19 protein-coding genes are annotated in these 20,209 nt (G+C 60.6%); 12 read left to right on the top strand and 7 right to left on the bottom strand.

Annotated features, from left to right (window positions below):
* Window positions 1-7: 7 nt before the first annotated feature.
* Window positions 8-799, top strand: a complete 792-nt coding sequence (locus JIN78_RS09820) for a CAAX prenyl protease-related protein (protein ID WP_200391789.1) — start codon at window positions 8-10, stop codon at window positions 797-799.
* A gap of 6 nt (window positions 800-805) precedes the next feature.
* On the opposite strand, the gene JIN78_RS09815 is transcribed toward JIN78_RS09820, so the two are convergent.
* Window positions 806-3,100: a DUF1592 domain-containing protein gene (locus tag JIN78_RS09815; RefSeq protein WP_200391788.1), complete on the bottom strand. Its 2,295-nt coding sequence runs from the start codon at window positions 3,098-3,100 to the stop codon at window positions 806-808.
* A gap of 102 nt (window positions 3,101-3,202) precedes the next feature.
* On the opposite strand from JIN78_RS09815, the gene JIN78_RS09810 reads away from it, so the two are divergent.
* The gene (locus JIN78_RS09810) at window positions 3,203-5,050 is read left to right on the top strand and encodes a M57 family metalloprotease (RefSeq protein ID WP_200391787.1); all 1,848 of its coding nucleotides are present in this window, start codon (window positions 3,203-3,205) and stop codon (window positions 5,048-5,050) included.
* Between the two features lie 7 nt (window positions 5,051-5,057).
* Here JIN78_RS09810 and JIN78_RS09805 read toward each other — a convergent pair whose 3' ends face one another.
* Together JIN78_RS09805 and JIN78_RS09800 are read right to left on the bottom strand one after the other, a co-directional pair.
* Window positions 5,058-5,867, bottom strand: coding sequence for a DUF3108 domain-containing protein (locus JIN78_RS09805; RefSeq protein WP_200391786.1), 810 nt, complete (start codon window positions 5,865-5,867; stop codon window positions 5,058-5,060).
* A 62-nt stretch (window positions 5,868-5,929) separates the two neighbouring features.
* Window positions 5,930-6,274: a phenylpyruvate tautomerase MIF-related protein gene (locus JIN78_RS09800; protein ID WP_200391785.1), complete on the bottom strand. Its 345-nt coding sequence runs from the start codon at window positions 6,272-6,274 to the stop codon at window positions 5,930-5,932.
* A gap of 112 nt (window positions 6,275-6,386) precedes the next feature.
* On the opposite strand from JIN78_RS09800, the gene JIN78_RS09795 reads away from it, so the two are divergent.
* Together JIN78_RS09795 and truB are read left to right on the top strand one after the other, a co-directional pair.
* Window positions 6,387-7,379 (top strand): DHH family phosphoesterase, encoded by a 993-nt coding sequence (locus JIN78_RS09795; protein ID WP_200391784.1) that lies wholly within the window; start codon window positions 6,387-6,389, stop codon window positions 7,377-7,379.
* A gap of 10 nt (window positions 7,380-7,389) precedes the next feature.
* Entirely contained in the window at window positions 7,390-8,115 is a 726-nt protein-coding gene (gene truB, locus JIN78_RS09790; protein WP_200391783.1) for a tRNA pseudouridine(55) synthase TruB, read from the top strand.
* Between the two features lie 91 nt (window positions 8,116-8,206).
* On the opposite strand, the gene pyrG is transcribed toward truB, so the two are convergent.
* Together pyrG and kdsB are read right to left on the bottom strand one after the other, a co-directional pair.
* Window positions 8,207-9,820: a CTP synthase gene (pyrG, locus tag JIN78_RS09785; protein ID WP_200391782.1), complete on the bottom strand. Its 1,614-nt coding sequence runs from the start codon at window positions 9,818-9,820 to the stop codon at window positions 8,207-8,209.
* Complete coding sequence (gene kdsB, locus JIN78_RS09780) at window positions 9,817-10,593, bottom strand: 3-deoxy-manno-octulosonate cytidylyltransferase (RefSeq protein WP_234037908.1); 777 nt, start codon at window positions 10,591-10,593, stop codon at window positions 9,817-9,819. Before kdsB ends, pyrG begins: the two co-directional genes overlap by 4 nt.
* A 128-nt stretch (window positions 10,594-10,721) precedes the next feature.
* Here kdsB and JIN78_RS09775 point away from each other — a divergent pair, with 128 nt between their 5' ends.
* From JIN78_RS09775 to JIN78_RS09760, 4 genes are all read left to right on the top strand, one after another.
* Window positions 10,722-12,341 carry a sodium:solute symporter family transporter gene (locus JIN78_RS09775; protein ID WP_200391781.1) on the top strand — a complete coding sequence of 540 codons (1,620 nt, stop codon included), beginning with the start codon at window positions 10,722-10,724 and terminating at the stop codon, window positions 12,339-12,341.
* A 136-nt stretch (window positions 12,342-12,477) separates the two neighbouring features.
* Window positions 12,478-13,203 (top strand): phosphatase PAP2 family protein, encoded by a 726-nt coding sequence (locus tag JIN78_RS09770; RefSeq protein ID WP_200391780.1) that lies wholly within the window; start codon window positions 12,478-12,480, stop codon window positions 13,201-13,203.
* Window positions 13,200-13,670: a YiiD C-terminal domain-containing protein gene (locus tag JIN78_RS09765; protein WP_200391779.1), complete on the top strand. Its 471-nt coding sequence runs from the start codon at window positions 13,200-13,202 to the stop codon at window positions 13,668-13,670. Before JIN78_RS09770 ends, JIN78_RS09765 begins: the two co-directional genes overlap by 4 nt.
* Before the next feature lie 56 nt (window positions 13,671-13,726).
* Window positions 13,727-14,389, top strand: coding sequence for a L,D-transpeptidase family protein (locus tag JIN78_RS09760; RefSeq protein ID WP_200391778.1), 663 nt, complete (start codon window positions 13,727-13,729; stop codon window positions 14,387-14,389).
* Here JIN78_RS09760 and JIN78_RS09755 read toward each other — a convergent pair.
* Entirely contained in the window at window positions 14,386-15,366 is a 981-nt protein-coding gene (locus JIN78_RS09755; protein ID WP_200391777.1) for a coiled-coil domain-containing protein, read from the bottom strand. The genes JIN78_RS09760 and JIN78_RS09755 overlap by 4 nt on opposite strands.
* Window positions 15,367-15,473: 107 nt before the next feature.
* Here JIN78_RS09755 and JIN78_RS09750 point away from each other — a divergent pair, with 107 nt between their 5' ends.
* Entirely contained in the window at window positions 15,474-16,103 is a 630-nt protein-coding gene (locus JIN78_RS09750) for a superoxide dismutase (RefSeq protein ID WP_200391776.1), read from the top strand.
* A gap of 82 nt (window positions 16,104-16,185) precedes the next feature.
* Here JIN78_RS09750 and JIN78_RS09745 read toward each other — a convergent pair whose 3' ends face one another.
* Window positions 16,186-17,208, bottom strand: coding sequence for an MBL fold metallo-hydrolase (locus tag JIN78_RS09745; RefSeq protein WP_200391775.1), 1,023 nt, complete (start codon window positions 17,206-17,208; stop codon window positions 16,186-16,188).
* Between the two features lie 101 nt (window positions 17,209-17,309).
* Here JIN78_RS09745 and JIN78_RS09740 point away from each other — a divergent pair, with 101 nt between their 5' ends.
* From JIN78_RS09740 to JIN78_RS09730, 3 genes are all read left to right on the top strand, one after another.
* Entirely contained in the window at window positions 17,310-18,068 is a 759-nt protein-coding gene (locus tag JIN78_RS09740; protein ID WP_200391774.1) for an exodeoxyribonuclease III, read from the top strand.
* Between the two features lie 68 nt (window positions 18,069-18,136).
* The gene (gene rlmB, locus JIN78_RS09735; RefSeq protein ID WP_200391773.1) at window positions 18,137-18,724 is read left to right on the top strand and encodes a 23S rRNA (guanosine(2251)-2'-O)-methyltransferase RlmB; all 588 of its coding nucleotides are present in this window, start codon (window positions 18,137-18,139) and stop codon (window positions 18,722-18,724) included.
* Window positions 18,721-19,494 (top strand): metallophosphoesterase, encoded by a 774-nt coding sequence (locus JIN78_RS09730; protein WP_200391772.1) that lies wholly within the window; start codon window positions 18,721-18,723, stop codon window positions 19,492-19,494. The genes rlmB and JIN78_RS09730 overlap by 4 nt, the downstream gene beginning before the upstream one ends.
* Window positions 19,495-20,209: the final 715 nt, after the last annotated feature.

Below are 20,209 nucleotides of genomic sequence, written 5' to 3'. Positions count from 1 at the left end.
TCTTCCCGTGGATTTGGCAAAGGCAAAAGAAGACAAAGGGCTCGCGCATGTCGTGCCCCTGATGGCCTTCCTCATCTTCATGGGAGGAATGGGTTTTGTGGTGGAGGGATTCGGGGAATTTTTCCGGAATCATTCCAGTTTGCCGTGGTGGCGCCGCGAGCCCGACCAGTGGATCTACCCCCTGCAAAGCGTGCTCTGTCTCGCTTTGCTCGCGTTCTGGTGGAAGCACTATGACTTCAATTGGTCGCGCAAGGGCACCCTCATTGGCGTGGTGATGGGGGCGGTGGGCATCGGCTGCTGGCTCCTGCCCACCCAGCTCTACGAATGGCTGGCCTTCACATCGGATGACGATGTGCCGGGCTGGTTGCAAAAACTCGGGGTCCAGGAGCGCCGGGAAGGTTTTGACGCCCGCATGTTCGGGCCCAATCCGCTCGCCTTTGATGTCGCGGCCGATTGGACTTCGCTTGCCCTTCGCTTCTTCCGCGCGGTCATTATCGTCTCGTTGGTGGAAGAGATTTTCTGGCGCGGCTTTCTCATGCGCTGGTTGCTCGATCGGGATGGCGACTATTGGCGGATTCCATTCGGCAAGCCCAGTTGCCTGACTTACGCGGTCACCACGCTGGCCTTTATGCTGGCACATGCTCCCATCGATTACGCGGGGGCCATCGCCTTCGGCTCGATCATGTATCTCGTCGCCATTTGGACCAAAAGCCTGGGAGCTTGTGTGGTCATGCACGCCGTGGCCAACTTCCTCATGGGCTGGTATGCGGTGAGTACGGGCAAGCTGGGGCTGTGGTAAAAGGTCTTAATCCGCCCGCCTTTTCTGAAAAGGCACCGAGTCGATGACGGCGAGGACGGCCTCGTGAAGGGTGCCGCCTTTTTCTTCCATACGGGTGACAATCTCGTCCACGGCCGGGGCATCGTAGTATTCCACGCCACGGCCGAGGGCGTAGGTGAGGAGCTTCTCCGCCAGGCAGCGATGGAAGTCGCCCCGTTTGTCGGTGGCGAGAATTCGTTTCAGCTCCTTGACGCCTGCGAATTTCTCTCCGGTGACCAGCTCGCCGTCGGTGACGATGTCTTGTCCGCCATCCTGCTCTCGATAGGTGCCGACGGCGGTAAAGTTTTCGAAGGCCAGTCCGATGGGGTCCATGCGTTGGTGGCAGGAGCGGCAGTCGGGATTGGCCCGATGTATTTCCATCTGCTCGCGCATGGTGGGATTTTTGTGTCCCCGGCGCGGCTCCTCGAGTTCGGGCACTTCGGGGGGCGCGGGGGGAGGGGGAGTGCCGAGGAGGTTATCGAGGACGAAGAGGCCACGCTTCACCGGGGAGGTGCGGGTGGGATTGGAGGTGACCACGAGAAAGGTTCCTTGCGTCAGGAGTCCGCCCCGGTTGTCGGGCACGTCGACTTTCTTGAGATCTTCGTGATCCACGCCCCGAATTCCGTAAAAATCGGCCAAGCGCTTGTTTAGGAAAGTGTAGTTCGCATCGATGAGTTCGACGGCCGGGCGTTTCTCCTGCAGGACGTGGCGGAAGAGCGCTTCGGTTTCCTCGCGCATGTTACGCCGGAGGGTGGGATTGAAGGTGCGTTGTCCTTCGTTGAAGCTGATGCGCAGGATGCGCTCCGGCCTCATGCCAAGGCTCTCCACATCGCGGGCTTGCAGCCATTGGCCGACGAAATGGCGCACAAAGCGGTTGGCCTTGCGGTCTTGCAACATGCGTTCGACTTGGGTCGCGAGATTGGCCCGGAGGGTCCCGGCTGCCGCGTGCTCGCGCAGCTCCTCATCGGGAAGGCTGGACCAGAGGAAATAGGAGAGACGCGAGGCCAAGGACCATTCGTCGATGAGGGGATAGCCGTCGGCGGGAACCTCGTCCTCCGCGAGTTCAGTGCGCAAGACGAAGCGGGGGGAGGCGAGAATGGCGGTGCCGCCCAAGCGGATGCCGGCCTCGAAGGAATTCCGGCGTTCGGCTTCTTGCCAAGAGATCTCGGTCAAGCGGTCGAGGGTCTCGTTTTCGACCGGTCGTCGCCAGGCTTTCGCGGCAAAGTCCCCCAGGACGGCCCGGATTTTTTGGGGCCATTCATCGCGGGTCCGGGGTTGGTGGTCACGAGCGATGACACGGCGGTAGCTCTCGGGATATTGCCGGTTCTCGGCTCCCAGGGGGCCGATGATGCGGAGTTGTTGCACTTCCACGCCCAGTTCGTCCTGGCCTTCTTTGGGGGGCTCCCCGGCGAGAATCTGCAGGCTGTATTCATGCTCGGCGGCGGGGAGATGAGTCTTGGCCCGCAAAGTCAGAGTTTTTTGGAAATCCCAGCCCAGTTCTTTGCGGGCCAGTTCTTTGCCGTTCACGGCGAGGACGAGGGTGGCGGTGTTGTCGGTGGCTTCCGCGCTACCCGCGACGTCGAAGGCGAGCACAATCTCGTGTTCGCCTTCCTCGGCGGTCCAGCGCTTGGCGGTGACGGTCTGGGGGATGGTGAACTCGATGAAGCGCCCGGTCTGTGCCTTGTCATCGGGAGCCACGAAGCCCGGGGCGTGAATCTCGGTGGTGGGGAGCTTGGCGGCATTGTCCGGCACGGCTTCGTCCATCAATAATTGGGCGGCCTCGAAGTAGCGCTCCGCGAGCAGAGGAGAAATGGAGAGCACGTCGCCAATGGTGTCGAAGCCATAGCCAGTGTCATCGGGGGGAAAGTGCTCGGCGGTGGAAAAGTCGAGAGCCAGGAGATCCTTGACGGTGGCTTGGTATTCTACCCGGTTGTGGCGGCGCACGGTCACCCGGCCGGGGTCGGGATTTTCCCGATCGATGCCGAGGGGATTGCGCTCCAACCAGTCCAACAATTCCTTGCGCTCTTCGGGCAGAAATTGCTCGCCATCCGCCGGGGGCATCATTCCGGTGCGGACGTTGCGCCACATGCTTTCCCAGAGATCGCGGTGCTTGTCGGCCCCCAGGGTGAGGTCGTCGAGCTTGATGCCCCCTTCCTTTTTCCCGTAGCCGTGGCAGTCGTAGCAATAGAAGTCCAGAAGGTCCTCCACTTCGTCGGGAAGCGGCTGGGCTGCCAGGGAAAGGGGGAGAGTGAGCAGGGGGGCTAGAAGTTGAAGGCGTCGCACGGCCATTGCTTACGATAAATCCTCTCGCTTCTTGCGCAAATCGCGTCAGATCTCCCGCCATTTTCACACTGGATTTTTTATCAAGGCTGCTAAACTGGCTCCATGTCAAAAGGTTTGTTTCGACGCGGGCTTGCTGCCGGGGTGCTTCTCGGGATGGTCTCTGCAGGGGCTTTACAGGCGGGCTGTTATTCCTCTTGCTGTCCCATCCATCGCGTTGAGGCGGCCGACCGCACGGTGATGGCCCGGGTGGTCGCTCTTGAGGTCCTTCACGAGGGCGAAGTGAAGACCCGGGCCACCCTCCGCATTGAGGAGGAACTGGCCGGCGAAGGGGGGGCAGAGGAAGTGGTGGTGACCATTCCGGGGGGACGCCGCGAAGAGGGCCTTCATTGGGACACCGGCTACGTCGCATTGGAAGTGGGTGAACGCTATTTCCTCCATTTGCAGCGCGCCGAAGTGGGCTGGGAGCTCTACCAGGCTTCAGCGGAAAAGGTGGATGCCGGGGAGTGGGACGACCAGAAGGCGCGCTTTTTGGGCGAGGGGGATGAGCCGCCACCCCTCGCGAAGTCCGCCAAGAGCGGCGATTGCGGGGAGGTGCCTCCTTCCCGCCTCACTCCCAGTGGCTACTTCGAGTTCGAGGGGCAGCCGGGGAGACTGCGCTTGTGTGACTCGGGCCAACCGCTGGTGGTGGCTGTGGATAGCGAGGCCTTTCCCGCAGTGGTCACCCGTCGGGAAGCGGTCGCTCTGGTGCGTGAGGCGCTGGATGCCTGGGAGGCGATTTCCGGCTTGCGCTTTGTGGTCACCGAGCCTGGCGATTTCGGAGGAGCCGCCTCCACTCAAGAGGGCGGGGAGAGAATCATTCACCTGCAATTGCACGATTTGCAGAGTCCCATCGCAAGCGACACTACCTTGGGCCGGGCGGGTGGCTTCCTGAGTAATTCCGCCGGAGGCTCGGTGGCGGGGGTCGAGTTCGGCCGCTTGGAGGACCGCTGGGTGGTGATCAACCACAGTTCGAGTCTTTGGACCAATGCCGCCCAAGTGGCGGAGGTTCTCACCCACGAGATCGGTCATGCCCTGGGCCTGCGGCATTCTTCCGAGTCTGCCAGTGAGACTGAGACCGCTCTGACCGAGGCGGTCATGTATTACCGCGTGCACAATGATGGCCGGGGGGCGCGGACGGCGTGCTATGATGCCGATCGGATCGCTTTTGCCTATCCGGCACAGCTGCCTCCCTTTGCTCCCACCCGTCATTTCCGGGCTGCTTCTCGGCCGGGAGATCAGCCCGTTTCCTCCGTCAACCGCCTAACTCTGGCGGCTTTTTCGAGTTCGGGGGCCCCGCTGAGCTACAGCTTTCCCGAGGGATTGGCGGTGAGTAGCGGCGATTGGACTTTCGAGGCGGCTACCGGCCTTCTTTCCTTCACCCCTGCCGCTTATTATTCCGATTCGGTAGCGGACCCACCCGGCAATTTTGGAAATCTACGTTATGTGGTCAGCGATGGCACCCATGAGGCCGAGGGGGACATCCTCATTGTGGCTCTGCGGCAGGATGATAATGGCCTGGAGGATGCCATTGGCCGCGACAACCCCTTGCCCGAGGCTTGGCTGGAGGACCAATTCGGGGGGGCGGTCGTGCGTGCCAATCCCACTGAATTGCGCTTTCAACCTGGTGGTGACTTCGATGGCGATGGCTTGAGCAATTTGCAAGAATTCCAGTTGGGAACATCCGCTGCTCTCGCTTCTTCCGGGCCGCTGGCGCTGGCTTTTTCCGCTGGGGACAATCACCTCCAGCTCGATGCGGTGGTTCCCGGCAGCTTGCTTCAGATCGAGCGCAGTGCGGATTTGGCGACCTGGCTTCCGGTTGCTTTGGGGGTGGGAGCGACGGGCGAGAATGGGCTGACTCTCCCCGAAGTCTCGGGTGAACGGGGGTTTTTCCGCGTTCGCTACGGTCCCTGACTCCTCCTTAGGGATAGCGGCGGGAGGTGAGAACGGCCCGGACATCGCCAATGAACACCTCGGAGCGGAACTCGAGGGGTAGGCGTTCGGCGTCGTCGGAGATCCAAAGCACCAGGCTCTTCACTTTGTCGTAATCCTTCAGCTGCAGGGTTTTTTTATCGATTTTGTGGAGTTTGAGGTCGTATTTGATAGTGCGCCGGGTGGCCACGACCTCGTGTCCGAGATGGGTGAGGCGACAGAGATAAGGGGTCTTGAAGGGCATCACCACGAAGACCGCTTCTTGTCCGGCCTTCAGGTCCAAGGAGCGCGCCCAAATCACGGCGGCATGGACTCCGAGTGCATTGGGGTAGGTGAAAGAGGAGTTGGAAGTGTCCACTTTTCCTGTCTTCCGGTCGGTTTTTTGCTCGGTGGCTTTTACCCGGCCGCGCTCGAAGCGGGTCTCCGTGCGCTTGAGCTCGTCGCTCGTTTTCTCTTCGGCCACAAAGACTTGGGGGCGGAAGGACGCGGGCCGGAGAAAGGAGGTGTAGTTGAAGTCGAATTGGAAGAGCTTGCGGGCAAAGCCAGTGGTGCTGCCGTAGGATTGGGCAATGTAGCTGCGTGGATAGCGTGGGTCGGGATGGCCAAAGCGGATGGTGGCTTGCCCGGCCGAGACCCGGCCGTTCCAGCTCAGATCGTAGGTCAATTCGATGGGCCGGGTGGGCAAGTGGGGACCCGGCTTGGTCAAGTTCACCTCTCTCATCCAAGTTGGCTGCGCGGCGAGGGGGGCCAGGCCAAGAAAGGCCAGGAGTAAGAGGAGGGGGGCGGTATGAACGGTCATCGGCACCCCATGGAACGGCCCGAAAGTGGGGAAATATTCAAACAAATGTTTGAACCCTCGCGCTAGAAGATCTTTTCGCCCATTGCCCAGTGACCTCGCGCGGTGTCGACAAAGCGCAGAAAAAGGCGGGAGGGGCTGATGGCGAGGTGGCTGGAAGCCGCTTGGGAGAGCGCTTGGGCCAAGGCCGTGCTGTGCTCGGGCGAGAAATTGAGGGCTTTGAGTTCCATGAAGCCGCACGGTTCGTCGTGACCCGCAAAGCTCATCACCAGGCCCGTCTGGGCCCCGGCCATGATGTAGATGCGGCTTTTGCCGAGAACCCGGGAGACGATTTCAGAAGCTTCCTCGAGGAAGGCAGCTTGTTCTTCCGCGCTGGGCGTGGCATTGGTCTGGAGAGAAAGGTAGGGCATTATTGTTTGGGGAAGGGTGGGCGAGATTGCCAGAGTCAGACCCGGGAAGCGATGAGAAATCCCTTTCCGCTCTTGCTTGCGGGGGAGAGCTGTGATGAGGATGCGCCTTCTCATGTCCCAGCCAATCACGCCCCCCGAGTTGGTCGCTCTTTTCGAGAGCTACCAGAGCTTTGTGCTGACCAGTCATCTGCGGCCTGATGGGGATGCCATCGGCTCCATGTTGGGACTGGGTTTGACTCTGGAAAGCCTGGGCAAGGAAGTGCGTTATCTGCACCAGGATGGTGTGCCGGCTAATCTGGCTTTCCTGGAAGACCCTGCTCACCCCAGAATCGAGCTCGCTGGGTCTGCGGAGGCTGCTCCGGCCGAGGTCTTTGTCGCTCTCGATACTGCCAACCGCGAGCGTCTGGGCGAGGATGTGCTGGCTTTATGTCCCAGCGGGTGTCGGGCGGTGACCATCGATCATCACGTAACCAATGAGCGCTACGGAGACTTGGTGTGGATTGACGATCAGTCCCCTGCGACCGCCCAGATGGTGTGGGAACTGGCCCAAGCCGGTGGGTGGCCGATTCCTGCCGCTGCCCGGGCCGCTCTCTATGTGGGGGCCTCCACCGATACCGGATCCTTTCAATACGCGAACACCACCGCCCGCACCCACGAGATGGCGGCGGACCTCCTTGCGGCCGGCCTGGAGGTGGCGGAGCTGAACCGTCTCACTTATCAAAACTTTCCCTACCGGCGGGTGGAATTGCTCCGCCTCTTGCTGGAAACCTTGCAACGCAGCGAGGATGGCAAGCTGGCCTGGTGGAGCCTCTCCCTGGCGATGAAAAATGAGGTCGGCTATCAGCCCGGCGATAGCGAGGGCCTCATCGACGTCATGCGGGGCATCGACGAGGTGGTGGCTTGCGTCTTCTTCGAAGAGATCTCGGACGGCACCATCCGCGTCTCCTCCCGTTCTAAAAGCCCTGCCCTCAACGTCAGCGAGCTCTGTGGCCAGTTCGGCGGGGGAGGCCATATTCTTGCCGCTGGGGCCCGCCTTCCCGGGCCCTTGCCGGAGGCCCGCCAGCAATTCGTCGCGGCCCTGATGGCGGCCGCCAAAACTCTCTAACATAGACCCGATGCAGCAAAACGAACAGACTCCCAGCGGTGTCCTCCTGGTGGACAAAGCCCCCGATATGACTTCTCACGATGTAGTCGCCATTGCCCGGCGCTCTCTGGGAATCAAGAAAATCGGCCACTGTGGAACCCTCGACCCCATGGCGACTGGATTGCTCATGCTGGTGGTGGGGAAGGCGACCAAGATTCAGGACTTGCTAATGAGTGAGGACAAGGAATACGTGGGCACCCTCACCCTGGGCGCGACCACCTCCACCCAAGATGCCAAGGGCGAGATTCTGGAAGAAAAACCTTTCGGCGAGGTCACCGAAGAGCAAATCCGAGCCACCTTCGGGCAGTTTACGGGGGATTTCGAACAGATCCCTCCCATGGTCTCTGCCATCAAGAAGGACGGAGTCCCCCTCTATAAATTGGCTCGCAAGGGTCAGGAGGTGAAGCGGGATCCGCGGGCGGTCTACGTCACCGATTACGAGATTTCCCGCATTGAGAGCCCTGAGGTGGACTTCACCGTGCAGTGCTCCAAGGGGTTCTATGTGCGCACCTATGCCCACGATATCGGAGCAGAGCTGGGCTGCGGAGCCCACCTCAGTGCCCTGCGGCGCACTCGTTCCGGTAAATTCACCCTGGAGCGGGCCATCACCGTCGATCAATTGAAGAACGGAGAACGGGCCGAGCTGATTGCCTCCTTCATCAGCCTCGCTGAGATTTCCCTCATGCGGGGAGCGTAAAGTTTCCGTTTTCGGCGGGTTCCCCCCTCCAGCTTGGGAGAGAGGGTGAGCCCGCTGTTTTTTTGTGAAAAAGGGCCGCCGTCTGCGGGATTCAGTCCGCTTTGGCCGCCAAGGAAGCCGCGACAAAAGCGGCAAAGAGAGGGTGGGGCTTGTTGGGCTTGGAAAGGAATTCCGGGTGGAACTGCGCCGCTATATAGAAGGGATGGTCGGGGAGTTCCACGATTTCCACCAGCCCTTCATTGGCTGAGACGGAAGAAATGACCAGACCGCCTTCCTGAATCCGATCCAAGTAGGTGGGATTGAATTCGTAACGGTGGCGATGGCGTTCGCCGATTTCCTCTGCACCGCCATAGATTTCGGCCGCTTTGGTGCCCGGGTAGATGAGGGATTTCTGCAGCCCCAGCCGCATGGAGGCCCCCATGTCGCGGATGCCTTTTTGCTCTTCCTGCAGGCAGATCACGGGTTCAGCGGCTTCTTTGTCAAACTCCGTGGAGGTCGCCCCCGCGATGCCGCAGACATTGCGGGCGAACTCGATGGTGGCGATTTGCATGCCGAGGCAGATGCCAAAGTAGGGAATCTTGTTCAGGCGGGCGTGCTGGGCGGTGAGAATCTTGCCCTCCACGCCGCGATCGCCAAAGCCTCCGGGAATGAGAATGCCGTCCACGTGGCCAATCACTTTTTCCACCCCATGCTCTTCCACCGCCTCGGCATCGACGCGGATGACGTTTACCCGCGTGCGGTGCGCGGCCCCGGCATGGGTGAGGGATTCGTAAATCGATTTGTAGGCATCCTGCAGCTCAATGTATTTGCCCACTACCGCAATGTCCACCGAGTGCTCGGGATTGACAATGCGGTCCACGAAGTCCTCCCAATCGTCGAGCACGGGGGTGGGGGAGTCACTCATCCCGAGCCGGTCCACCACCAGACGGTCAATCTTGTCGCGACGCAAGTCGAGGGGACATTGGTAAATGGTGTTCTCCACATCCCGGAAGGCCACCACGTTCTTCTTCTCCACATTGCAGAACATGGCAATCTTGCGCCGGTTGTCCTCATCGAGGTCATGTTCGGTGCGGCAAATGACGATGTCGGGCTGGATGCCGATTTCGCGCAGCTTGGCCACCGATTGCTGGGTGGGCTTGGTCTTGATTTCGCCCGCCGCCCGGATGAGAGGGAGCAGGGTGACGTGAATGAAGCAGACATTCTCGCGTCCCACCTCGAGGGCGAATTGCCGCAGCGCTTCCAAGAAGAGGGTGCCCTCGATGTCGCCCACCGTGCCGCCGATTTCAGTCATGAGGATTTCCACCTCCGGATTCTCCCGCGTGACGTCGAAGAGCCGCTTTTGAATCTCGTCGGTGACGTGGGGAATGTATTGCACCGTCTTGCCCAGGTATTTGCCCTCGCGTTCATTGCGAATCACTGTTTCAAAGACTTGCCCTGAAGAAAGCGAGTTCAGCTTGGAAAGCTTGCTGGAGGTGAAGCGCTCGTAGTGGCCGAGGTCGAGATCCGTCTCCGCTCCGTCATCAAGGACATAGACCTCCCCGTGTTGGTAGGGCGACATTGTGCCCGGATCGACATTGAGATAAGGATCGAATTTCTGGATCATGACCTTGTGGCCACGATGTTCGAGAAGGGCCCCGATGGAGGCGGCAGCGAGACCTTTCCCGAGGGAGGAGACGACTCCTCCGGTGACGAAGATGTATTTCACGACTGGCTGGTGGTTGGTTGGTTGTGGAGGCGGGCGAGGAGAGTTTCGAGGTGGGACACCTGCTCCGGGGTGTCCAGTCCGATCGCTTCGTGTTCGGTCAAAACGACGCGGATGCACGCTCCATGATGCAAGGCGCGCAATTGTTCAAGAGATTCTGCAATTTCCAATGGAGCAGGCGGCCAAGAGACAAATTTTTGTAAAAAATCGGCCCGGTAGCCATAGAGTCCGATGTGGCGCAGGGCGGTCGCTGCTCCCTCCTGGCGGGGATACGGGATGGCCGCGCGCGAGAAGTAGAGCGCATCATTCCGGGCATTGAGCACCACTTTGACGATGTTGGCATCCTCCAGCTGGGCCGCCGTGGTCAAGGGCGAGGCCGCAGTGATGAGATCCACGCTTTCGTCTTTTCTCAAAATTGTTGCCAGTTCGTCCACCAGGGTGGGGTCGATGAGGGGTTCGTCTCCCTGGATATTGATGAAATGGGAAGCGGAGGGATACCGCGCCGCTGCCTCCGCGATGCGATCCGTGCCGGTGGGATGCTCCGGCGAGGTCATCACCACTTCCAGGCCGAAGCCCTCGGCAGCTTCGCGGATGCGGTCATCATCAGTGGCGACCACCACATGGTTCAGTTCCTTACACTCCCGGGCCCGCTCGCAGACATGGGCCAGCAAAGGCTTGCCGCAGAGGGGGTGGAGAGGTTTGCCGGGGAAGCGGCTGGAGGCCCATCGGGCCGGGATAATTCCAATGATTTCTGGCGTGGCGGGCGATTCCTTCAAGTCTAGCGCGTGGGTTTCACGACCCTAGGAAACTTTTCCGGCCAAAGCCAAGACATTGCCGCCATGGTGACGCTTTTTTCGCATGATTGAATGGACGGCCCCCCCGTCCCGTTGCTTAGGTGCCTGCGATGAATGGTGTTGCCGCTCTTTTCCACTGGGTCGATTGGCTCGTCTTGTTCGGTTATCTGGCTCTGACGACTTGGGTCGGCCACCTGATGAGGGGCAAACAAGCCACCATCAAAGATTTCTTCGCCGGGGGAAAAAGCCTTCCCTGGCAAGCGGTCTGTGGCTCCATCATCGCGACTGAGATCAGCGGCGTGACCTTTATCGGGGTGCCGGGCATGGTCATGGCTGCCAACGGCAACTTCACCTACCTGCTCTGGGGCATCGGCTCCATTATTGGCCGAATTTTGGTCGGAGTTTATTTTGTGAAAGTCTTTTACGAGGATGAGATCTACAGCCCTTATGACTACATGGGCAAGCGGGTCCATCCCCGGCTCAAGACCCTCGCCACCGTTTTCTTTTCCCTGGGTTCCATCCTGGGTCAGAGTGTGCGCGTGCTCGTGGCGGCCCTGCCCCTGCGCGTGGTTACCGGTCTTCCCTTCGAGTGGTGCATCGCCGTCATCGGGCTTTTTGCCATCGGCTGGACTTTGATGGGCGGCATGCGCACCGTGATCTGGACCGATGTGATGCAATTTGTCCTCTTCACGGTGGGTGGTCTGGCTTCGCTCTTCTGGATGATCAGCCACCTCGACGGAGGCTTCGCTGAATTCTGGCAAGTGGCGAGCGAAGGCGGCAAGACCAAGCTCTGGGACGCGCGTTTCGGCTTCGCCCCCGAGCTGGACTTCACCTTCTGGGTCGCCCTTCTCGCGGTGCCCTTCCAAAACCTGACCGCCTTCGGGGTCGATCAACTCAATGCCCAGCGCATGTTCTGCTGCAAGTCGGCCGGCGATGCCCGCAAGGCCATTATCTGGAGCTCGGTGGGCCAACTGCTGACTCTCCTCATGCTGCTGGTGGGGGCTGGCCTGTATGTCTTTTACCAAACCCATCCGCCCCAAGGGCTGCTCGCAGGGGCCCTCGCCTTTGGCGAAAATGGCGTTCCTAAAAACGGCGATGTCGTCTTCCCCATTTGGATCGTCTCCGAGCTGCCCATCGGTCTCAGTGGCCTCATTCTGGCCGCAGTCTTCGCCGCTGCCATTTCCAGCCTCGACTCCATCCTGGCCGCGTTGAGCCAGACCACTCTCTCCCTCATCCATAATCCCGAGCTCAGTGATGCTCCCCCTACGACGGCGGAAGGCGATAGCCGCCTCGTGCGTCAGTCCCGTATGCTGGTCGTGGTCTGGGGGGTCATTCTCACCGGCTTCACCATGCTGATGTATATCGCGCAAACGGTGATGAAAATTCCCGTCCTGCCCCTGGCCTTCGGCATGACTGCCTACACCATGGGGCCCTTGCTGGGGATGTTCTTCTGTGCGCTCGCGGGGCGTGGAAGTTTGCGGGGTCTTGTCATCGGTTCGGTCCTTTCCTTCCTCTTCGTCGCCTTCATCCGCCTGGACCTTTGGGTCCTGCTGGACAAGGCAGGGGTGGATATTTCTTGGCTGGCTTCCTTGCCTAGTTATTATGAAAGCAGTGAAACCGCCCTCGGAATCAAGGCCAGCTTTGGTTACTTCTGGGCTTGGCCCTTGACCACTCTGCTCACCTTTGCCTTGGGCTACTTTCTCGCCAAACCCGCTCCCCAGCATCGTTAAGCCCGTGCGGGCGGTAGCTTGATCCGGATGGTGATTCGGGGGGAACTTTGCAAGAGTGTGTCGGCGCGGGTGACGCCTTCCGAGGATGGCGCGTTCCAGGCTGGTCGGGCGGAGAGCTCTGCCCTTCACTTGTCGGGTGTCTGAATTTCTACTCGACTGGAAAGCGGCTTGGCGGGATTTCGCCTGGAGCTGGCGGACGGGGGCCAAGCGGGGTCTGGGAGGGCTCTTGCTCTGGGTGGTGCTCACCTGGCTGACCTTGGGCTGGTTCGATGAATCCCTGCTCTTGGCCCTGCAGGGACGGAGTGGGGCCGACCTGAACCTGCCCCGGGTGGTGGATCCCGATCAGGAAAAGTGGTTGGAGCTGTGCAAGTGGCTCCACGACTACACCCAGTTTCATTGGTTCAACCTGTTAGGGGCTTTGTTCCTGATTCTGGTCGGGCTCTGGAGGAGCAAGCCCCACTGGCGCCGGGCGGGCCTGGCTTTTCTTCTCGCTGGTGGCATGGCGGGGCTCTCAGTGCAGACGATGAAGACATTGCCCGGTCGTCCCCGTCCTTCCACGGTCGTGAAGAAGGAGGAGGCGACCTCCGCATTCGATTTCCGCGGGCCCAACTTCAAAGGCGGGTGGCGGGGCTATCCCAGTGGACATTCCGCTTCGGCCTGGGGGAGTGCCCTGGTTCTGGGGCTCTATTTCCGCCGTCTTCTCATTCCCGCCATTGCCTTCTCCCTCCTCATCGCCTGGTCCCGCGTGTATGGCAATTACCACTGGCCCACCGATGCCTTGCATGGTTCGGCCATCGGCATCTTTTTCGCGTGGTTATGGAGCCGTTTTCCTCCTGAATCCCCAGCCACTCGACAGCAATGACTCCGGAAGAATTGACGGCCTACCTGGGGCAGCAAATTCCGCTCAGTCGAGCGCTTGGGGTGCGGGTGGAATTGGCAACTCCCACGCGGGTGCTTTTGCGCGCTCCCTTTGCGCCCAATGTGAATCATCAGTGCACGGTTTTTGGCGGGAGTGCGTCGGCGGTGGCCATTCTGGCGGCCTGGAGCCTCATGCACGTGCGTTTGCGGACTGCGGGACTGTGTGGGGAGCTGGTGATTCAGCGGAACTCGATGGAGTATTTGGAGCCCTTTGCGGAAGAATTTGTTGCGGAAGCCACCTTGACTGACGAAGGGGCCTGGGCTCGCTTTTGCCGACTCTATCAGCGGCGGGGCCGGGCCCGGCAATCCATTTCCGCCACGCTTCATTGCCGGGGGCGCAAGGTGGCGGCCTTTGAGGGCGCCTTCGTGGCCTTGGCACGCGGGGCGGGGGGTGATAAGGTGCCCGGGTGATGAAGGGCTTGGGTTGGGTGGCAGGTCTGGCGAGTGCTATTATCGTTTGTGGGCTGATGCAACGGCTTGGAGGAGAAGATGAGGACCGCTTGGCTCTGGCCAAGGAAAGGACGGTCCCTCGGCTGCGGAAGGAATTGGCAGGCAGAGATTTCCCCTGGGGTGGGGCGGTTTTTTTGCGGATCTTCAAGGAAGAGCGCGAGTTGGAATTGTGGGTGGAGAAGGGGGAGCACTTCGAACTCTTCCGGACCTATGCCATTGCCGGGATGTCGGGTCAACTGGGGCCCAAGCTCGCCGAGGGTGATCGACAGGCCCCGGAGGGTTTTTATTATGTGCCCCGCTCGGCGATGAATCCGCGCAGCCGTTATCATCTCTCTTTTAATCTCGGATTTCCCAATGCCTACGATCGGGCCCAGGGCCGCACGGGCTCTTTTCTCATGGTCCACGGCGGGCGCCTGTCGATTGGCTGTTTCGCCATGACTGATGAGAAGGTGGAGGAAATTTATCTTTTGTGCGATGCCGCTCTCGCAGCGGGACAACCCTTTTTTCGGGTCCACTGCTTTCCCTTTCGCATGAGTGAGGAGCGCATGGGGCGAGCTCGCGGGCACCGCTGGTTGCCCTTTTGGCAAGAACTCCAGCCCGGTTACCAATGGTTTGAGAAACACCGGCGGCCTCCCAATGTCCTCGTGCAGGAGGGCCGCTATTCGTTTGGGGACGATTAGTCCTGCTTGAAGGGATCCTCGAGAGCGGCGCGGAGATCGTCTGCCGCAGCGTTTGCCTTGCCCTCGTTCGGATGGGCGGGCTCATCAAGGGTGAAGCCCTCAAAGTGGTGCTCCTCGCTCTCTTCGCCCGAGTCATCGAGCTGGGCCCAGTCGTGCTCTTCCGGGGAGGTGGTCGAAGGCCCGTCGACCAAGGGGGGCAGGGGAGCAAAGGGGTCCTGAGGGGTGGCGATGTCGCCAGCGGACAAGGACTCTTTTTCCGGGGCGGTTGTCGGCTGTTGCCAGCCCCGCACCGCCTTTTCCACCTCCGCAAGGATCTCCCGCGAGCTGGCCTCCCACTCGCTGCGGGCCTGTTGCAGTTGTTCGATGTCGTCCTGCAGGCGGCTTTCTCCGGTATTCTGGCGGCGGGAGATTTCCTCCAAACGCTTGCGCAGCGCTTGCAGATCCTCGCTGAGAGGTAGCAGCTGGTCGTTGAGCGATTCCTGGCGTTGGGTGAGTAGTTTACGCAGTTCCTGCCACTGCTTGTCAGCGGATTCCTGGGCTACGCTGGCAACCTCCCGCCGCGTTTCCCGCAGGACTTCGCTGGATTGATTGCGCAGGGATTCGGCGAGGCGGCTCTCCACCGCAGCCATCAGCTTTTTCTGCTCTTCCTGCTGCTGTTGCTGCGTCGTGACCATTCCTTCCAGTTCGCCTTGTCGCTTGAGAAGAAGAACCTCGGTGTGGCGAAGTTCGGCCAGCTTTTGCTCCAGCCCCACGGCTTTTGCTTCGAGGGTCCTGATGGCGCTTTGGGCGTTCTGGCCTTGCTCCTCTTGGCGGGCGTGGAGAGCGGTGAACTTGGCTCGCATGATCAGCCACATCAGGAGGAGGCCGAGGAGGAGGCCGGCTCCGGCACACCCGATTTGCCAATAAAGGATGTTCCCGGCGGCGGGGGAGGCGAGAGCTTGAGCGAGAGGCGGAAAGGTGGAGAGAACAGGAATCATGAGGATTGTCGCTTGCGCAAAGTCGCTGCCGTGCTTTTCTTCGCGTGAGAGCGTTTTGACACAAGGTTGGGACGCTGGCAAAACCAAACCATCACAGAACAAAAATCATGGCTTACGAACTCCCCGAACTCGGATATGCATACGACGCCCTGGAGCCGCACATCGACGCGCGCACCATGGAGATCCACCACAGCAAGCACCACAATGCCTACGTCAGCAAAGTCAACGATGCCATCGCAGGCAAGGCTGAGCTCGAGGCCAAGAGCATCGAAGAACTCGTCTCCGATCTGTCTTCCGTGCCCGCGGATATTCGCGGTGCTGTGCGCAACAATGGCGGCGGACACGCCAACCACAGCCTCTTCTGGAAGGTGATCGCTCCGGGCGGCGCTTCCGCTCCCTCCGGCGATCTGGCCGCAGCCATCGACGCGGCTTTTGGCTCTTTGGACAAGATGAAGGAAGAATTCGGCAACGCTGCCGCCACTCGCTTCGGCTCCGGCTGGGCTTGGCTGGTGGTGAAGGCTGACGGCTCACTGGCCATCACTTCCACTCCCAACCAGGACACCCCCCTGATGGGCGAAGCCGCCGATACCTGTGGCTGCACGCCCATTCTCGGCCTCGATGTCTGGGAGCACGCTTACTACTTGAACTATCAGAATCGTCGTCCCGACTATATCTCCGCTTTCTGGAATGTGGTCAACTGGGACGTGGTGGCGACCAACTTCGCCGCTGCCAAGTAAGCTCTGCGCGACAATCGATTTGTTAAAAACAAAGGCGATCCCCGGGGATCGCCTTTTCTTATTTTTCGGGCGTGGAGAGCAATCACCATTTCCAAGGCTCCGCCGCCCAGCGATAGCCCGGCCCGCTTTCCACAATGGTCCCCAGACCGGGGAAGGGGAGGTGAAAGCCGTAGCAGCGCGTGGTCTTGTGGGCCGCTTCTTTCCAAAAGACCTTCCGCGTCGCGACCGATTGCTGGGGATGGTGGTCAAAGGCGATGGTCCAATTCGGGTCGGCAAACATCAGCAAATCGTGATGGGCCAAGTCCATGAGGTGGAGTAATTCCTCGCCCCCTGAACGAATGCGGAAGCAGGCATGTCCGGTGGTATGCCCCGGCGCAGGCTCAATGGTGACCAAGCCATCGAGGAGGGTGGTCTTTTCCTGCTTGTGGGCGGTCATCACTTCTTCCAAGGAATCAAAGTGCGCCCGCACCGTGCGAATCATGCCGGGCAAGTTGTTGCGATTGCGCTTGGTTTCGGAAAAGTCCGGCTCGGGAGCACGCCAAAAGTCGATCTCCGATTGCAAGAGATGCAGTTCGGCATTGGGGAAAGTCGGCTTGCCCTCTCGCACGAAACCATTGAGATGGTCGCTGTGACTGTGGCTGAGAAAGGCTGCCGTTACGGAGTCCGGCGTGATGCCCGCCAAGGCTAGGCCACTGAGCAGCCAGCCCATCCGATCCCGTTCCTCCCCTCCGAATCCCGCATCGAAGATTACCGTCTCCTTCTCGTTGCGCACCACGAGGATGTTGGCATAGAGCGGCAAGGCTTCTTCCATGCGGCGCCCTTCCGTGGCGAGCACCTTTTCCATGCGGGCATGGTCCTCGCGCGGCCACATCAGATTGAGGTCGCCTCCGATGATGAAGTAGGCGTCCGAAATGGACCAGGCCTCAGCCTCGCCAATCCGGAATTTGTAAACAGAGGGAGCGCGCTTGAGCGGACCGGGGGCAGCTGTCTGCGGAGCAGTCTTTTCTCCTTCCTCTCCCCGGGCGAGAGCGGTCAGACCCAGGCCGGAAGCCAGTGAAGTGGTGAGGAAATGGCGGCGGTTGGCAAAAAGCGAATCGTGGGACATGGCGTAGGCTACGCTGCACTTTCTCCCCATCTTCCGTCTTCCTCCCGATTGAACAGCCTGCAGGCTTGTTTCGTCGTCGCGGGGAGGCAAGGCTGGGCGGCATGAAGCTCATCTCGTGGAACGTCAATGGCATTCGCGCGGCCCTCAAGAAGGGTCTCGCCGATTTTGTGGCCGCCGAACAACCCGACATTTTTTGCCTGCAAGAAACGAAGGCACGCGCCGAGCAGGTGGACTTGCCCCTGGAATTCACCGGCTACCAAGCCCATTGGAATAGCGCGGAGAAGGCCGGCTACTCCGGAGTGGCCGTCTTTTCCAAGAAGGAGCCCCTGAGCATCAGGCACGGGATGGACATTGCCGAGCACGATAGCGAGGGCCGCGTGATCACCGCCGAGTATCCCGATTTCTACCTCGTCACGGTCTACACGCCCAATTCCCAGAACGAATTGCGGCGACTCCCTTACCGGCAGCGCTGGGATGCGGACTTCCTCGCATTCTGCCAAGAGCTGGAAACGCGCAAGCCAGTCATCTTCTGCGGGGATCTCAACGTCGCCCATACCGAAATTGACCTGGCCCGTCCCAAGGCCAATCGCCTGAGTGCGGGCTTCAGCGACGAAGAGAGGGCGGGCTTTGATGCCATGATGGCGGCCGGCTTTGTCGATACCTTCCGCGCGGCCCATCCCGGCGTGGAAGGGGCCTACACCTGGTGGTCCTATCGCGGAGGCGCGCGCAGCCGCAATGTGGGGTGGCGCTTGGATTACTTTAACGTCAGTCGCGAACTCGCCGCGCAAGCCAAAGACCCGGTCATCTACCACCAGGTCCTCGGCTCCGACCATTGCCCGGTGGGAATGACCCTCGCCTAGCGCGTGATGTTCTGCAGGACTCGCCTTGGCATGGACAAGCGCGGAGCGGCTCCTTACCCTCTTCCGCCATGCGGAAACGAAAGGGAGAAGCGCGGGAAAACCGGCACGTGCGGAATCGCCCCTCCGGCCCGGCCAAAGGCAATCTTCTCGGCGAAGAAGACCTCGTGGCCAAGGTCGCGGCGGGGGAAGTGAACTTTATTCTCATCCTCGACTGTGTGCAGGATCCCCACAATCTGGGCGCCATCCTGCGCTCTGCCGATGGTGCCGGGGTGCAGGCCGTGGTCGTGCCCAAGGACAAGGCCGTCGGCCTCACCGACACCGTGCGACGCATCTCGGTCGGCGCGGCAGACTCCGTCCCCTTCGTAAGGGTCACCAATCTTTCCCGGTCCATGAAGAGCCTGCAAGAGGCGGGCATGTGGCTCGTCGGGACCAGTGATAAAGCCGACAAGACCCTCTTCGAGACCGATCTGCAAGGCAAGCTGGGTATCGTCATCGGAGCCGAAGGCGATGGCCTGCGACGTCTCACCGAGGAAGGCTGCGACTTTTTGGTCAAATTGCCCATGCTCGGTAGCGTGCCCTGCCTCAATGCCAGCGTCGCCACCGGCGTCTGTCTCTACGAAGCCCTCCGTCAGCGCATGCAGGGAGCAGGGGAATGACCACGGCAGCCGAATTGACCTCCGGGGAGTGTGCCTTGCCCCTGCCCGTGCGTCTCGTCTCGGACTGGCATCTTGGCCATCCCGGCTCGGCGGTCACCTCCCGGGCGACCATGGAACCTTATTTGGAAGGAGCGGGCACCCTCGTCATGGTCGGTGACGGTCGCGAAGAGCTGGTCCAGGGTTGGCAAAGAAATGCGGACACCCTCTGGCTGGAACTGATCCGGCTCTGCCGCGAAAGGGGGGTCACCTTTATCGCCTTGACAGGCAACCACGATCCCGGAGTCTCGGAGGAAGGGTGGCTCAAGCTGGACAATGGCCGCATCCTCGTGACCCATGGCGACATGATCTACCCAACGGCCTCTCCCTGGAGTAAGGAGCTTTTCAAGAAAGAAGAGGAAGTGGAGCGCTTCCTCGCGCGCCATCCCGCCCGGACCCTTCAGGAGCGCTGGCAAAACGCCCGCACCATCGGTCGCCTGCTCCGCCCGGATGCCAGGATGGCTCCCTCCTTTTTTGGCTATCTCAAGCTGGCGTTCTGGCCCCCCCGGCGGCTTTTGGAGGTGGTCAAAGTGTGGGCGAGCTTTCCCCGCGCGAGCGCCGAATTTCTGAGTGCCCATGCTCCGGAAGCGCAAGAATTGGTCTGTGGGCATTTCCACCGGGCGGGACGATTTCGGGTCGGGGAGCGGGTGATCTGGAATACCGGTTCACGGATGAAGTATTGTCGGCCCTGGGTTCTCGACTTCGATGGTCAGAGCCTCAAGCGCGTCCGCTGAAGGACCGCTTTCCCTTGAAGCTGAACCTTTCAGCGGCCGTCCGTCGCTACGTCATTTGACCGCCGGACAATTCGTCCACCCAACGATTCGTCAGGGAGCCCCGACACTCTTGTTGGCCCACTGCCCACGTCCCTCAAAAAACCTCGAAAAAAAGGAGCGCCGACGCCCCGTCGGCCCCAGAGCCCACGTCGTTCAACAAAACACCGAACCCACCGGCCCCGTCCCACCGCAGTTCCGGCGTCCCAAGCCCCACCCACAGCCCCAAGGGGGCATCCCATACCAGCCCAGCCCAGGGCAACGCCCTGGGATTGTTGCCCGGCCCTCGTCCCAGCAAGACTGTGATCTCGCCACACCAATAATCATTCTCGCAGCTGCCTTCGATGATCACGAAAGCAGCCGCAGCATCGTCCACCCACGATACGCCGGTGCACCACGCCTTCCCTGACGATTTTTTCCAACGGCATGCCCTCGCTCCCTTCCCGATCCCCCAAAGGGGCTTCATAGACCAGCCCAGGGCAAGGCCTTGGGAAGACAGTTCGACCAGATCCCGTCCCGATTCCGTGGGGGAAAACCCCTTGTCCCCCTCGACCAGGCTCTTGTTCGAGGGGGAAAAATGAAAATCCCCCTGACCCAAAAGAAATTCCCCCTGGTAAAAATCGATTTCCCCCGGGAACAAGTAAACGATCCCTTGGCCAATCGCCATTTCCCCGGGGTC

Source organism: Roseibacillus ishigakijimensis (assembly GCF_016595415.1).
In the GTDB taxonomy this organism is placed as follows: Bacteria; Verrucomicrobiota; Verrucomicrobiia; order Verrucomicrobiales; family Akkermansiaceae; genus Roseibacillus; species Roseibacillus ishigakijimensis.
Note: the sequence above shows the minus strand (reverse complement) of the source record. Positions and strands in the feature narration are given on the sequence as shown.